The 13,451-nt window shown below is 72.2% G+C and carries 13 protein-coding genes and 1 pseudogene; 6 read left to right on the top strand and 8 right to left on the bottom strand.

Annotated features, from left to right (window positions below; all coding sequences use genetic code 11):
* Positions 1–246: pseudogene (locus ACFTZL_RS29035) on the top strand (ribonuclease HI); the annotation flags it as partial.
* On the opposite strand, the gene ACFTZL_RS29030 reads toward ACFTZL_RS29035, so the two are convergent.
* Positions 247–1,068: a tyrosinase family protein gene (locus tag ACFTZL_RS29030; protein ID WP_382588484.1), complete on the bottom strand. Its 822-nt coding sequence runs from the start codon at positions 1,066–1,068 to the stop codon at positions 247–249.
* Between the two features lie 31 nt (positions 1,069–1,099).
* Entirely contained in the window at positions 1,100–1,468 is a 369-nt protein-coding gene (locus ACFTZL_RS29025; RefSeq protein ID WP_382588482.1) for a tyrosinase cofactor, read from the bottom strand.
* 395 nt (positions 1,469–1,863) lie between these two features.
* Here ACFTZL_RS29025 and ACFTZL_RS29020 point away from each other — a divergent pair, with 395 nt between their 5' ends.
* Complete coding sequence (locus ACFTZL_RS29020) at positions 1,864–3,327, top strand: MFS transporter (protein WP_382588480.1); 1,464 nt, start codon at positions 1,864–1,866, stop codon at positions 3,325–3,327.
* A complete protein-coding gene (locus ACFTZL_RS29015) occupies positions 3,324–3,908 on the top strand; it encodes a TetR family transcriptional regulator (RefSeq protein ID WP_382588478.1) in 585 nt (194 codons plus the stop codon). The genes ACFTZL_RS29020 and ACFTZL_RS29015 overlap by 4 nt, the downstream gene beginning before the upstream one ends.
* Here the strand turns inward: ACFTZL_RS29015 and ACFTZL_RS29010 are convergent.
* A complete protein-coding gene (locus tag ACFTZL_RS29010) occupies positions 3,898–5,619 on the bottom strand; it encodes a cholesterol oxidase substrate-binding domain-containing protein (protein WP_382588476.1) in 1,722 nt (573 codons plus the stop codon). The two genes, ACFTZL_RS29015 and ACFTZL_RS29010, sit on opposite strands and share 11 nt — an antisense overlap.
* Before the next feature lie 155 nt (positions 5,620–5,774).
* Between ACFTZL_RS29010 and ACFTZL_RS29005 the strand changes: the two genes are divergently transcribed.
* Positions 5,775–6,758, top strand: coding sequence for an aldo/keto reductase (locus ACFTZL_RS29005; protein WP_382588474.1), 984 nt, complete (start codon positions 5,775–5,777; stop codon positions 6,756–6,758).
* 24 nt (positions 6,759–6,782) lie between these two features.
* On the opposite strand, the gene ACFTZL_RS29000 is transcribed toward ACFTZL_RS29005, so the two are convergent.
* Positions 6,783–7,127, bottom strand: coding sequence for a hypothetical protein (locus ACFTZL_RS29000; protein WP_382588472.1), 345 nt, complete (start codon positions 7,125–7,127; stop codon positions 6,783–6,785).
* Between the two features lie 149 nt (positions 7,128–7,276).
* Here ACFTZL_RS29000 and ACFTZL_RS28995 point away from each other — a divergent pair, with 149 nt between their 5' ends.
* Entirely contained in the window at positions 7,277–7,774 is a 498-nt protein-coding gene (locus ACFTZL_RS28995) for a DUF6328 family protein (RefSeq protein ID WP_382588470.1), read from the top strand.
* A 39-nt stretch (positions 7,775–7,813) separates the two neighbouring features.
* On the opposite strand, the gene ACFTZL_RS28990 is transcribed toward ACFTZL_RS28995, so the two are convergent.
* The 3 genes from ACFTZL_RS28990 to ACFTZL_RS28980 form a co-directional block, all read right to left on the bottom strand.
* Entirely contained in the window at positions 7,814–8,239 is a 426-nt protein-coding gene (locus ACFTZL_RS28990; protein ID WP_382588468.1) for an SsgA family sporulation/cell division regulator, read from the bottom strand.
* Between the two features lie 62 nt (positions 8,240–8,301).
* On the bottom strand, positions 8,302–9,333 hold the full coding sequence (locus tag ACFTZL_RS28985) for a hypothetical protein (protein WP_382588466.1): 1,032 nt from the start codon (positions 9,331–9,333) through the stop codon (positions 8,302–8,304).
* A 100-nt stretch (positions 9,334–9,433) separates the two neighbouring features.
* Positions 9,434–10,405, bottom strand: a complete 972-nt coding sequence (locus ACFTZL_RS28980; protein ID WP_382488535.1) for an LLM class F420-dependent oxidoreductase — start codon at positions 10,403–10,405, stop codon at positions 9,434–9,436.
* A 73-nt stretch (positions 10,406–10,478) separates the two neighbouring features.
* Between ACFTZL_RS28980 and ACFTZL_RS28975 the strand changes: the two genes are divergently transcribed.
* Entirely contained in the window at positions 10,479–11,912 is a 1,434-nt protein-coding gene (locus ACFTZL_RS28975) for a serine hydrolase domain-containing protein (protein ID WP_382588464.1), read from the top strand.
* On the opposite strand, the gene ACFTZL_RS28970 is transcribed toward ACFTZL_RS28975, so the two are convergent.
* A partial coding sequence (locus ACFTZL_RS28970) for a protein kinase (RefSeq protein ID WP_382588462.1) occupies positions 11,904–13,451 on the bottom strand: 1,548 nt, incomplete at its 5' end. The two genes, ACFTZL_RS28975 and ACFTZL_RS28970, sit on opposite strands and share 9 nt — an antisense overlap.

The following is a 13,451-nucleotide window of genomic DNA, read 5'->3' as shown; positions in this document are numbered from 1 at the left end:
GAGCTCGGTTCCCCCGAGCCGCCGCCCGCCCCGGACACCCCGGCCAAGGCCCCGCGCTCCCGGCCCCGCAGCGGTTCGGCGCGTATCGCGAAGGGCGGTTCCGCGTCGAAGGGCTCCTCGCGCACCATCAAGGCGAAGTTCCCCGGCCGCTGCCAGTGCGGCCGCTCCTACGCGGCGGGCGAACCCATCGCCAAGAACGACAGCGGCTGGGGACACCCGGAGTGCCGCACGGCCGCGACCGCCTGATCAGGCGTCGAACGTGTAGTGCGCCGTGTGGTCCAGCAGATCCGCCGGACTCGTGTCGTGCCACGGCCGCATCGTCTCGTTGAGGTCGATCACGTTCGGCGTGCCCGCGGCCGGCAGATAGCCGGAGCCGGGGTGCCGCCGCTGCCACTCGGCCCACAGTTTGTCGATGTACGCGTGGTGCAGCCAGAACACCGGGTCGTTGGGCGAGGCCCCGGTGGCCATGTGCCCGCCCACCCAGACGTGGACGCGGTTGTGCAGATTCACTCCGCGCCAGCCCTCGAGATGGTTGCGGAAGCCGTCCGAGCCGCTGTTCCAGGGCGCCATGTCGTACGTCGGCATCGACAGCACCGACTCGACCTCGGCCGCCGTCGGCAACTGGCGTACCCCGGAACCGAGGGTGCGCCGCAGGAACGTACGGCTGTCGACCCGTACGTTGATCGTCCAGTTCCCGGCGGACGCGGCGAACGGCCCGTCCGACACCCGGCCGTCCCGCTCGCGCCCGGTGCCTCCGAGGAAGTCGGGAGCCCACAGCGAGGCGCGCGGCGAACGGTCGACGGTCCAGTCCCAGTACGGCAGGGCCACCGACGCGTCCACCGACTGGAGCGCTCGCTCGAACTCCAGGAGGAATCTTCGGTGCCAGGGCAGGAAGGACGGTGAGCGGTGGCCCGTCCGCTCGCCGTCGTCGGTGTCGGAGACGATGAACGCGTTGTGCGTCGTGACGAATTCGTCGTAACGGCCGCTGCGCTTCAGCTCCATGAGGGCGGCGACGAAACGCCGCTTCTCGTCGGTGGTCAGGGCGGACTGGTTCTTGCGGACGGTCATGTGCGGGTGCTCCAGAGCCTTTCGGGGCGGGTCAGTTGGCGGGGAAGGGCAGCAGCGGCGCGCCCTGCAGCTCGTCCACCGCGGCGCGGGCGGCGGCGCGCGGGGTGGCCACCGGGTCGTAGTGGCTGACGACGCTGATCCAGGTGCCGTCCGCGTTGCGCATCACATGCAGTTCCACACCGTCGACGAGCACCGCGTATCCGGCGCCGTGGTGGTGATGACCGGTCCCGGTGGCCGGGCGGCCCTGTATCCGGCGGCCCTTGTAGACCTCGTCGAAGGTCCCGGGGGAGTCGTGGTGGCCGGTGGCGGCCGTGGCGGGTGCGATGACGGGCAGGACGCCGGCCGTCCCGGCGAGGACGGCCGCGGCGGTGAGCGCGCGGCGACGGCTGAGTTCCGGCATGCGGACCTCCTGGGTCGGTTCGGGTGTTGACCTGGGCATGCCTACAGGTCCGTCCGGTACCGGGAGAAATCCGCGCGAGCCGGTTGGCTGTGATCCGGGCAATTCCCCTTATGTCGTGCAAGGTTGAACGAAGGTGATCTTGCCGCCAGGGGTGGGTGTGCGGGTACGGAAGGGGAAATTCCGCCCGTGAGGGGTGCGGGCGCGGTCGTTCCTCCCCGTGCGGCCCGCTGCCCGTGGTGCACGTCACGCCGCGAAACTGGCGTGATCCGGCGGTCCGCCCCCCGGCGGGTCCCGTGGCGGACCCGATCTCCGGCTTGGGTGAATGGCAATTCACCGGCTAAGGTGAATTGTCATTCACCCGCTGCCTCGCCCAGGCACTGCCCGCTGGAGTGCCGATGGACCGGACCGTCGCGATACGCAACCGGCTCACCGTCCCGGTGCTCGCGTTCGGCGGCATCCTCATGGCCGTCATGCAGACCGTGGTCGTGCCCCTGCTGCCCGACCTGCCCCGGCTGACCGGCGCCTCGGCGGGCACGGTCTCCTGGATGGTCACGGCCACCCTGCTGTCCGGCGCCGTCCTCACCCCGGTCCTCGGCCGGGCCGGCGACATGTACGGCAAGCGACGGGTGCTCATGACGGCCCTCGCACTGATGACCCTGGGCTCGGTCCTGTGCGCCCTGACCTCCGACATCGGCGTACTGATCGCCGCCCGCACCCTGTCCGGAGCGGCCGCCGCGGTCGTCCCGCTGTCCATCAGCATCCTGCGGGACGAGCTGCCGCCGGAGCGACGGGGCTCGGCCGTGGCGCTGATGAGCTCCACCGTCGGCATCGGCGCCGCGCTCGGCCTGCCGCTGGCCGCGGTGATCGTGCAGTACGCGGACTGGCACACCATGTTCTGGGTGACCAGCGCCCTCGGGGCCGCGGGCGTGACGCTGGTGTGGTGGGCGGTGCGGGAATCGCCGGTGCGCGAGCCGGGCCGGTTCGACGTGCCGGGCGCGCTGGGACTGGCCGTCGGGCTGGTGTGCCTGCTGCTCGGGGTCTCCCAGGGCGGACAGTGGGGCTGGGGCAGCCCGCGCGTCGTGGGCCTGTTCCTGGCCGCCGCCGTCGTACTCGCGCTGTGGTGGTGGCAGCAACTGCGGGCCGAACAGCCGCTGGTGGACCTGCGGTTGGTGGCCCGGCCCCGGGTCGGACTGTCCCATGTGGCCGCACTGCTCGCCGGATTCGCGTTCTACGCCAACACCCTGGTCACCGCCCAGCTCGTACAGGCGCCCGAGGCGACCGGGTACGGGCTCGGCCTGTCCATCGTCGCCACCGGCCTGTGCCTGCTGCCCAGCGGCGTGGTCATGCTGCTGCTGTCGCCCGTCTCCGCCAGGATCTCCGCCGCGCGCGGGCCGCGCGTCACGCTGGCCCTCGGGGCGGCGGTCATCGCCGCCGGGTACGCGGTCCGTATCGCCGACAGCCGCGACCTGTGGATGATCATCGCGGGGGCCACGGTCGTCGCGACCGGGACCACCCTGGCCTATTCGGCGCTGCCCACGCTGATCCTGCGTGCCGTGCCGGCCGGGCAGACCGCCTCCGCCAACGGCGTCAACGTCCTGATGCGGACGATCGGCCAGGCCGGCTCCAGTGCCGCCGTGGCCGCCGTCCTCGTGCACCACACCAGCCTGGTCGGCGGGGCGCCGGTGCCCACCCTGCACGGATACCTGCTGGCCTTCGCGATGGCCGGGGCGGTCGCACTCCTGGCGGTGGCGGCGGCGCTGTGCATCCCCGGCGACTCCGCGTCCGGCGAGCCGGACGGTCCTGAACCGGCCGGGGACCGTCCCCGGGGCGCGCACGACCGGGCGATGGAGGGAGCATGAGTGCCGTGAGCACTCCACCCGTCACGCCCACGCCGGTCCGCAGGGACGCCGAGGCGACCAAGGCGGCCATCCTCAAGGCGGCCCGTCATCTGCTGGCCCGGCACGCGCACGCCGACATCACGCTCAAGGCGGTCGCCGAGCGCGCAGGCGTGAGCCCGCCGCTGATCCTCAAGTACTTCGGCAACAAGGACACGCTGTTCGCCCGGGTCATGTCCTTCGAGACCGACGCCGCCGCCCTGCTGGCCGCCCCGCTCGAGGAACTCGGACCGCACATGGTCCGGCACGTCCTGGTCAGCCAGTCCGAGCAGGGCGCCGACCCGCTGCTGCGGATCGTTTTCGCGCCCCTGCACGGCGAGCAGGGCGACATCCTGCGCGCCAACTTCCGCACCCAGGTGACCGACCGCCTCACCGACCGTCTCACCGGCCCCGACGCAGGCCTGCGCGCCGAACTGGCCGTCGCCACCCTGCTCGGCCTGGGCGTGATGTACGGCATCGCCCGCGGCACCGAGGTGCGGGCGAGCACGGTCGACGCTCTGGTGGACCGATACGCGCCCTCGGTACAGGCGCACCTCACTCCCTAGCGGCCTGGCCGAACAGCCGGTCCAGGAAGGCGTTGCCGTACACGCGGTGCGGGTCGAGCCGGTCCAGCACCGCGTCCGCCTCGGCCCACTCCGCCGTACCGACCGCGGCCGGCACCACCGAGCCCAGCACCTCCTGATCGCTCCACACCCCGTCGTCCGTGTACGCCCACCCCTTGGACCACTCCACCCGGGTGAGCGCGAACCCGCCGTCGAAGGTGCGCAGCAGGAACCGCTCGATCTCGCGCAGGAACGCCTCCGCGTCCGGGGTGCCCGGCAGCGTCAGGACGTCCAGCCACACGGCCGTGTCCCACTCGCGGTGGTCCTCGCGCGGCCGGAGCGCGGACAGCAGCGGCGGGCGGGCCCCGGCCACTCCGGCATCGTCGGGCTCGTCCAGGCCGGTCACCCGGATCTCCACGGAGCCGTTGACCGGGAAGCTGCCCCGGGCCGCGTACGCCGTCAGCCGCTCCCGGTAGAACGCGGCGAACTCGGAGACCACCCGCTGCACCTGCTCCCGCGAGGTGAGGACCGCGTAGCCGTCGGCGTGCACCCGCAGGGTGCTCGGCTTCAGATACAGCAGCGTGTTCTTGGACGGCCCCCAGAGATCGGCGGACAGCGTCGTCACCAGACCGAGCGCGGCCGCGTCGTACTGCGCGGTGCCCAGCACCGGCGCCAGATACCAGGCCGCATCCGACGTCATCCGCCCCACCAGCTCCGCCACCGGCGTCGGGATGTTGTCGGAGAACGGGTAGTTGTACGGCCGCGTCACGCGCCGCGAGGTCAGCGGCCGGGTGGGGGAGACGCTCCACACCTTCAGCCAGGGATGCTCGGTGAAGGCGAACCAGATCGCCTCGACCCGCCCGGCCTCGTCCAGGAAGCGTGAGAAGGTACGCCCGTCGGCGCCGGGCGCCGCGAACAGCTCGCCGGCCGGGATGTCCGTACGGCTCACGCACCGCAGGTTCGTGTTCGCGCCCACCCGCAGCACCACCTCGGTCACCAGGGACCGTCCGAGATGGGTCAGCAGCGCGGCACAGTCCGCCTCGTCGCGGCGGAACGTGCGCACCACGTAAGCGCCGGCCCGGGAGTCCCAGACGACGGCTGTCAGGGACAGGATCAGATTGCTGAGCGAGCCGTACGTGTGGCCGGGCCGCCGGCGTTCGCCCCGTGCTGGAACGGCCGTGCCGTGCGCGTCGATCGCCAGGGCGCCGCCCAGGCTGAGGACACCGGGAGCGGGAGCGGCCGTGACGCCCAGGCCGTGTTCCTCCAGGAAGGCCAGCAGCGCCTCCATGGTCACGCCGGTTCCGGCACGTACGGCCGACGGCGAGTCCAGCGCGAGGCCGGTCAGATGGGGCGTGGTGTCGACGAGGAGGACGGGCGCGCCGGACGGCGTCCCCTCCGTCACGGTCAGGGGCGACCAGCCGTGCGAGGCGCCCCGGGCGCGCACCCGCCACCCGTGCCGCCACGCCCAGTTGACGACGTCGGCCACCTGGTGCGGGCTGTCCGGCGCGCAGGCCCACAGACCGTCGGCGGTGATCTCGCCGACCCAGTTCCGGTACGCCGAGCGGTACAGCGCGACGTCCGCCGGGAAGTCCGGCAACTCCGCTGCCGCGGCCGCCGGATCCGCCGGCAGACCCGGTACGACGGCGAGGGCGGCCGCCGTGCGGAGGAAGCCCCGGCGCGTCCAATGCGGTTGCTGGGAAGGGCAGTTGCTCATTGAACCGGTAGTCACGTGGAGTCACGCTAGGGGCCCCGTTGACACGTGACGTGTTCCTGTCGCATCTATTCACTCGTGTGAGTGAATCGGGCGGGGTTCGCGGGACGGATCGATACGTTCCGCGCGGAGCCGTGACGGATGACAGACTGACGCCCATGGACGAGCGCACATTCGACAGGTCGGGCCAGCACGCTTCCGTCGTCGGCCTGGGCACATGGCAGCTTGGTGCCGACTGGGGGGACGTCGACGACAAGGAAGCCCTCTCGGTGCTGGAGACGGCGGCCGAGTCCGGGGTGACCTTCTTCGACACCGCCGACGTGTACGGCGACGGCCGCAGCGAGCAGACCATCGCCACGTTCCTCAGCGGCAGGCCGGACCTGCACGTCCTGGTCGCCACGAAGATGGGCCGCCGGCTCGACCAGATCCCCGAGAACTACGTGCTCGACAACTTCCGCGCCTGGAACGACCGCTCCCGGCGCAACCTCGGTGTCGACCGGATCGACCTGGTGCAGCTCCACTGCCCGCCGACCTCCGTCTACTCCACCGACGAGGTGTTCGACGCCCTCGACACCCTGGTCGAGGAGGAGCGCGTCGCCGCGTACGGCGTCAGCGTCGAGACCTGCGAGGAGGCGCTGACCGCGATTGCCCGGCCGAACGTGGCGAGCGTGCAGATCATCCTCAACCCGTTCCGTATGAAGCCCCTGCGCGAGGTGCTCCCGGCCGCCCGTGAGGCGGGCGTCGGCATCATCGCCCGCGTCCCGCTCGCCTCCGGCCTGCTGTCGGGCAAGTACACGCGGGAGACGGTCTTCGCCGGGAACGACCACCGCGCCTACAACCGGCACGGCGAGGCCTTCGACGTGGGCGAGACCTTCTCCGGCGTCGACTACGTCACCGGTGTCGAGGCGGCCGCCGAGTTCGCGGCGCTCGCCCCCGAGGGATACACCCCGGCCCAGCTCGCCCTGCGCTGGATCGTGGAGCAGCCCGGCGTCACGACCGTGATCCCCGGCGCCCGCTCACCCGAGCAGGCCCGTGCCAACGCGAACGCCGCCCGCCTGCCGGAGCTGTCCGGCCAGACGCTGGCGGCGGTCCGTGACCTCTACGAGCAGCGGATCAAGAACCAGGTCGAATCCCGCTGGTAGGGACAACCTCCCTCACGGCACCCCTCACGGCACCAGGAGCAACTGCCGCTCCTGCTCCTGGTCGCCGGAGGCGACACCGTCGTCGCGGGCCGTGAAGGCCCGGGTGAGCGTGTCGCTCGCCCTCCGCACCGCCTCCGGGGTGCCCTGCACGGTGACGGTCACCGGCGCGGACAAGCGCTCGGCGCTCGCCGCGTCGCTTGTGGCGGGACCGGCCTCCGAATCGGCGAAGGTCGCCGTGTGCACCGTCGCGTTCTCGTCGGCGGGAAGCTCGTCCGGCGCCCCGAACGTGCCTTCCAGGGCGCGGACGACCGCTCGTGCGTCGTCCGTGCCACCGCCGCTGAGCGTCACGGTGAGCTGCGTTCCGGACATGCGTCCACGACCTCCTCGGATTCTGCGTCATTCGCGTCGTCCGTGTAACCGTCGCCTGATCGCTCAAACCGCCGTGCGGCCCGGGACGACGGCGTTTTACGGGGCACTCGCGGGAGAGAAGGACGCGAGGTCTCACAGCGGGAGGAACAGTGTCGGACACGGCAGAGGGCGGGGCCAGGCGCCGGGGGCGCGACGAGACGGAGGAGGAGAGAGCGGACCGGATGTGGCAGGAGCTCATCCAGGAGGTCCGCGTGGCCCAGATGGGCGTGCAGATCCTCTTCGGCTTTCTGCTCACCGTGGTGTTCACCGAGAAGTATGACGATCTCACCAGCACGGATCAGATGATCTACCTCGTGACGGTCGTCCTCGGAGCGTGTGCGACCGGGGCGCTCATAGGTCCGGTCGCGCTGCACCGCCTCGTCTCCGGTCGGCGCGTCAAGCCGCAGGCGGTTCGGCTGGCCTCCCGGCTGACGCTGCTCGGCCTCCTCCTGCTGCTGGCCACGACGACCGCCTCGCTGCTGCTGATCCTGCGCGTGGCCACACACGACGGCTTCGTGCCCTACCTGGTCGCCGGAGTGGTCTGCTGGTACCTGCTGTGCTGGTTCGTCCTGCCCCTGTGGACCCGGTACCGCCATACGTCGGAGTGACGGCGGTACCGCCGCCGGGCCGGCCCGCGGACCCGGGGATCAGCCCCCGGCGATGACGTCCGCCAGGAAATCGTCCACGTGGACCTCCTCGCGGCCCGGCGGGACCACCTCGTGGGTCTCCCGCAGGAACGCCGCGAACCCCGGGGCCCACGCGAACACCAGGGCGTGGTGACGGCCGCCGTCGGGGCGGGCGTCACCGAGGAACTCCAGGCGCAATTCCTGCCACATGCCCCGCGACACCGGGCGGATCCGCACGTCGCCCACCCCCACCGGACGCCGCAGACCGTCGGCGAGCATCTCGCGGTCGAGCTGCCACCGGGCGAGGACCCGGCCGTCGTGGCTGAACACGAGGGTCACGGCGAACGGGTCCGCGGCGTCGTAGCTCAGGTGGGCGAGTACCGAGAAACGGTCCGTGTCACCGGCCTGGAGCTGCACCACCAGGGTCTTGTGCACGAAGGAGTTCACGAAAGGGCCTCCGGGATGAACCGACGTATTGCCCTCTAGTACCCCTCACACGCGCAAGATGCTCAGCCCTCCGGGTGATTCCCGCGAGCACCGCGCAGGGACTCGATGCACACGGCCACGGCCCGCTGCAGCTCCTCCAGGCGCTCCACCATGTCGTCCTCGAAGAACTCCGGGGTGTCGTCGAAGGTCAGCTCCTCGAACACCTTGGTGGCCTTCTGCAGGCTGCTGTAGAACTTCGTGCGCCGCTCCTGCACCCGCAGCCCCGGGTCGGCCTCCACGGTCTCGACGACAAGGGACTTCATGGTGTCGTACGCCTCGGTGGCCCACTCGCCGGAGTCCTCGTCCTCGTCCAGCTCGTCGATGAGCGACAGGTGCCGCTCGGCCTCCTGACGCAGATCGGCGGGCGCGTCGAGGGTCTGCCCGGCGGGCGTCTTGATCTGCCCCGACTCGGCGATCTGGCGCACGTATCCGATGCGGTCGGCCGCCCTGCTCTCGCCGGCGACGGCCTTCTTCAGCTCATCCGTGCGCACGACGTCACGGGCCAGCTCGGCCTGCAGGTCGGGGTCCTCCCGGACCCGGTCCAGCAGGGCCTGACGGGCCGCGCGGGCGGTGGAGGGGTCGGCGAGGATCGCGGCGCGCAGGGCGGTGGGGTTCTCCGCGACCTCCAGCGCCTTCGTGGGCCGGATGCCCTCCGCCTCGGCGGCCTCGGTGATGGCGGTGCCGCGCTCGGAGGTGGCGCTGTTGCGGGAGACGTAGTAACTCAGCCACACGTCGGCGTCCGGCAGTTCCACGTCCTGGCCCGGCGTCAGCGCCTCGAAGTGCGGGACCAGGCCGTCGTCGGCGGCCCGGTCCCACGCCTTGTAGTAGCGCATGACCCGCTCCGGGGAGCACCCGGCGAGCTCCGCGAACTCCTTCGCCGACACCTTCGGCGTCTCGTCGGCGCCCTGCCCGCCGGGCCGCACGCTGCGCGCCACCTTCAGCCCGAAGGCCCACCCTCCGGTCCGGGCGTACGCCCCGAACTCCCGCGCGTCCAGCGCGACCAGGTCGGAGACGGGCGCCGGGGAGGTCTCGGGCGGGGTGATGGCTACGGTCACGGACGACTCTCCTGAAGGGGGTTGGCTGCATCGAGTACGTGCAGGCCAGCAGCCTATATCCACCGTCGGAGAGCCTTCGCGCCACTGGGCGCCGCCGACCTCAGCCGAACGCGTCGCGCAGAGCGGGCAACAGGGTCTTCTCCGACCAGTCCAGATAGGCCGGCTGCGACTCGCCGCCGATCTGGACCAGGGCGATCTCGGTGAAACCCGCCTCGGCGTACGGGCGGACGGCCTCGACGAACGCGTCCGGGTCGTCACCGCACGGGATGGCGTCGGCCACGTCGTCGGGCGTGACGAACTGGGTCGCCGCCTCGAAGGAATCCGGGTGCGGCAGCTCCGAGTTGACCTTCCAGCCGCTGCCGAACCAGCGGAACTGCGAGTGGGCGCGCTTGACGGCCGTGTCCCGGTCGGGGTCGTAGCAGACCGGAAGCTGGCCGATGCGGGGCTTGCCCGCGCCGCCGTGCCGGTCGAACGCCTCCAGCAGTCCCGCCTTGGGCTCCGTGGCGATCACCAGATCGCCGAGCCGGCCCGCGAGTTCGCACGACCGCTCCCCGGAGACCGCGACGCCGATGGGCGGCGCCTCGTCCGGCAGGTCCCACAGCCGGGCCGACTCCACGTCGAAGTGCGTGCCGCGGTGATTGACGTGGCCGCCCTTGAAGAGGGCCCGGATGATCTCCACGGCCTCCTCGAACATCTCGTGCCGTACGTCGACGGACGGCCAGCCGCCGCCCACCACGTGCTCGTTGAGGTTCTCGCCGGAGCCGAGTCCCAGCCGGAACCGGCCCTCGGACAGCAACTGCAGCGTCGCCGCCTTCTGTGCCACCACCGCCGGGTGGTAGCGGAACGTCGGGCACGTCACATACGTCATCAACGGGATACGGGACGTGGCCTGCGCGGCCGCGCCGAGCACGGCCCACGCGTAGGGCGAGTGGCCCTGCGAGCGCAGCCACGGGAAGTAGTGGTCGGAGGTCACCGAGAAGTCGAAGCCCGCCTCCTCGGCCCGCACCACATGGTCGACGAGCTCTCGAGGGCCGGCCTGCTCGGTCATCATCGTGTATCCGATTTGCACCATAACCGGCGAGTCCCCTGACAGCGGGCGTGAAAACGGCTCGATCAAGGTCCGTCGGCAGGGGGAGGATGCCTCCATGAGTGCCTCCGCCCTGCCGACCGGCAGCCCCGCCTCCCAGGGTGTCGACGCCTCCGGCGTCCACGCCTTCCTCGACGCCCTCGAAGCGGCCCCGGAGATCGAACCGCACAGCCTGATGATCATGCGGCACGGACACCTCGTCGCCTCCGGCTGGTGGGCGCCCTACACACCCGGCCGCCCTCATCTGCTGTACTCGCTCAGCAAGAGCTTCACCGGGACCGCCGCCGCCCTGGCCGAGGCCGAGGGACTGCTCGACTTCGACGCGCCCGTGATCTCCTACTTCCCGGAGTTCGAGGCCGACATCACCGACCCCCGCAGCCGCGCCATGCTGGTACGGCACGTGGCGTCCATGTCGAGCGGCCATGAGCGGGAGACCGTCGAGGAGACCTACGGGCTGGACCGGGCGGAGCCCGTGCGCGGGTTCCTGCTGCTGCCGCCGGACCGCGACCCCGGCACGGTCTTCGCCTACAACCAGCCCACCACCTACACCCTCGCCGCGATCGTCCAGCGGGTGACCGGGCAGCCGCTCACCGAGTATCTGCGTCCGCGGCTGCTGGATCCGCTGGGCGTCGGCGAGGTGTTCTGGCAGCGGGACCGCGCAGGCCGCGAGATCGGCTACAGCGGTCTGCACGCCACCACCGACGCCGTCGCCCGGCTCGGCGAGCTGTATCTGCGCGACGGGGTCTGGGAGGGCAAGCGGCTGCTGCCCGAAGGATGGGCGGCCCGGGCCGCGCGTCCGCACATCCCGACCGCCGGTGCCATGGGAGACATGGACCGGCAGGACTGGGACCGGGGCTACGGCTATCAGTTCTGGACCTCCCGGCACGGCTACCGGGGAGACGGCGCGTACGGCCAGTTCTGCCTGGTGCTGCCCGAGCACGACGTGGTGATCGCCACGACCGCGGCGACCGAGCGGATGCAGGACTTCCTGAACCTCGTCTGGAAGCATCTGCTGCCCGCCTTCGGCCCCGGGCCGCTGTCCGGCCGGGAGGCCGCCGACGCGGCGCTGCGGGAGCGCCTCGCCGGGCTCGCGCTGCCGCCCGCCCCGGGCAGTCCCGCACCGCCCGGACGGGCCGAGGACTGGGCCGCCGCCGAGTTCGGTTCCTCCGAGGAGGAGGGTCCGGCCCGGTCGGCCGGGCTCGTGCAGGACGCGGACGGCTGGACGCTCAGGCTCACCGAGGACGAGAGCCGGCTGGACCTGCGGATCGGGAAGGCGAACTGGACGGTGACGGAGGAGCCGCTCCCGACCGCGGTGAGCGGCGGCTGGACCGATGCCGGCACGCTGGCCTTGGAGGTGGCGTTCCTGGAGACCCCGCACCGCCTGGCACTGACGTGCTCCCTCGCGGACCGTACGCTCACCGCGCGCTGGCGCACGGAGCCCCTGCGTCCCGGCCCGCTCACCTCCCTGCGCGCACCGCGCGGCTCAGTCTGAGTCCGGCCGGAAGGTCTTGAGGACGGTGCGCAGCGTCTGCTCGTTGGCGCTGTCCTCCCAGTCGGCGGCCGGGGTCGTCCAGCGCAGCGAGAAGCTCCGGCCCTCGCCCAGCAGGATGCCCCGGCCGAAGGTGCGCACGCGGGTGTCGCCGACGTCCGCCGTCCACTCCATGTCGGCGGCCTCGCGTCCCTGGTACGTCGTCGCGCGGATCGCGCCGATCCGGTCGTAGTCACCGGACTGCTTCAGGTTCGGTTCGACGTCGTCCCGCCACACGGCCACGGGGTCCGGGCCCGCGTCCGCGCTGAAGGTGACGGCCAGCGTGCGGTCGTCACCGTCGGCGCCGAAGACGACCCGGTACGCCAGGCCTTCGCGGTCGGTGTCCAGGCGCTTCCAGTTCTCGGGCAGCGCGACGGAGAAGCCCTCCGGCGCGTTGTAGCGGTGGAAGCCGGGCGGCAGGCCGGTGGCCGGGGCGGAGGGCGTGGGCTCGGGGGACGACGGGGTGGGCGTGGGAGAGGAGGGCGTCTCGGTCGGGCTGGGCGTCTTTGGCGGCTCGGGACTGTCACCGCCGGTGCTCTCACCCGGCGAGGCGGCGGAGGCCGGCGGCCGGGCCGGCGAGTCGGCCGCCTCGCTGCCGGTGTCACTGCCGGGCAGCCCCTGGGTCGCGGCGAGTACGGCGACCGCGACGGTGACGACGGCCAGGGCCGTCCCGGCCACCATGGTCCGTCTGCTCCAGGCCGGGTTCCCCGGCAGCATGGCGGCGTAGGAGCCGCGCAGCCGCGGGGCCTGCGCCGACCCCAGGACCGCTTCCGGGTCCTCGCTGAGCGCGCGGGTCAGCGCCTCACGGACCACCGGGCGGGTCAGCCGCTCCCGGGAGTCCTTGCGGAGCAGCCCCTGCACGACCTGGGTGAGCGGCCCGGAGCGCACCGGCGAGCGCAGCGGCAGCCGGTCCACGGCCTTCAGGGTGTTCTCCGGGCGCCCCCTGTCACGGAAGGGCGGGCGTCCCTCGACCATCGTGTAGAGGATCGCGCCCAGTGCCCACAGGTCGGCCGCCGGGCCGATGCGCTCGTCCCGGGCCTGTTCCGGAGAGGCGTAGGCGGGGGCCGTGAGCCGCGGCGCGAGGGTGGCGCCCGCCAGGCCGTAGCCGGTGACGACGACCGAGTGGTCCTCGCGGACGAACACCTGGCCGGGGCTGAGTTCGCCGTGGGTGATGCCCTCTGCGTGGGCCGCGTCCAGCACGTCGAGCAGCTCCAGGCCGACGCGTGCGGCCCGCACGTAGTTGAACGTGCCCTGCTCCGAGAGGAGTTCGCCCAGCGGCGTGCCGTCGATCCACTCGTTGACGGTCCACAGGGCGCCGGCCTCCTCGACGGTGTCGACGACCGCGGCGATCCGGCCCGGGCACAGCAGCGCCATGTTCTCGGACGTGCGCAACAGCCGGGCGGAAGCCCGGCGCTCGGGCTCGAGCGGGTCGTCCGGAAGCCCGATCTGGGTGACGAGACACGGCCGCGAGACCTCGCCGGCGCCGGTGTCCTCGGCGTACCC

The organism is Streptomyces sp. NPDC056948 (genome assembly GCF_042674225.1).
GTDB lineage: Bacteria > Actinomycetota > Actinomycetes > Streptomycetales > Streptomycetaceae > Streptomyces > Streptomyces purpurascens.
This window is presented reverse-complemented; position numbering and strand designations above follow the sequence as displayed.

Coding starts and splice junctions, on each gene's coding strand:
- ACFTZL_RS29030 (WP_382588484.1), bottom strand. CDS start 1,068: ATGACCGTCCGCAAGAACCAGTCCGCCCTGACCACCGACGAGAAGCGG.
- ACFTZL_RS29025 (WP_382588482.1), bottom strand. CDS start 1,468: ATGCCGGAACTCAGCCGTCGCCGCGCGCTCACCGCCGCGGCCGTCCTC.
- ACFTZL_RS29020 (WP_382588480.1), top strand. CDS start 1,864: ATGGACCGGACCGTCGCGATACGCAACCGGCTCACCGTCCCGGTGCTC.
- ACFTZL_RS29015 (WP_382588478.1), top strand. CDS start 3,324: ATGAGTGCCGTGAGCACTCCACCCGTCACGCCCACGCCGGTCCGCAGG.
- ACFTZL_RS29010 (WP_382588476.1), bottom strand. CDS start 5,619: ATGAGCAACTGCCCTTCCCAGCAACCGCATTGGACGCGCCGGGGCTTC.
- ACFTZL_RS29005 (WP_382588474.1), top strand. CDS start 5,775: ATGGACGAGCGCACATTCGACAGGTCGGGCCAGCACGCTTCCGTCGTC.
- ACFTZL_RS29000 (WP_382588472.1), bottom strand. CDS start 7,127: ATGTCCGGAACGCAGCTCACCGTGACGCTCAGCGGCGGTGGCACGGAC.
- ACFTZL_RS28980 (WP_382488535.1), bottom strand. CDS start 10,405: ATGGTGCAAATCGGATACACGATGATGACCGAGCAGGCCGGCCCTCGA.
- ACFTZL_RS28975 (WP_382588464.1), top strand. CDS start 10,479: ATGAGTGCCTCCGCCCTGCCGACCGGCAGCCCCGCCTCCCAGGGTGTC.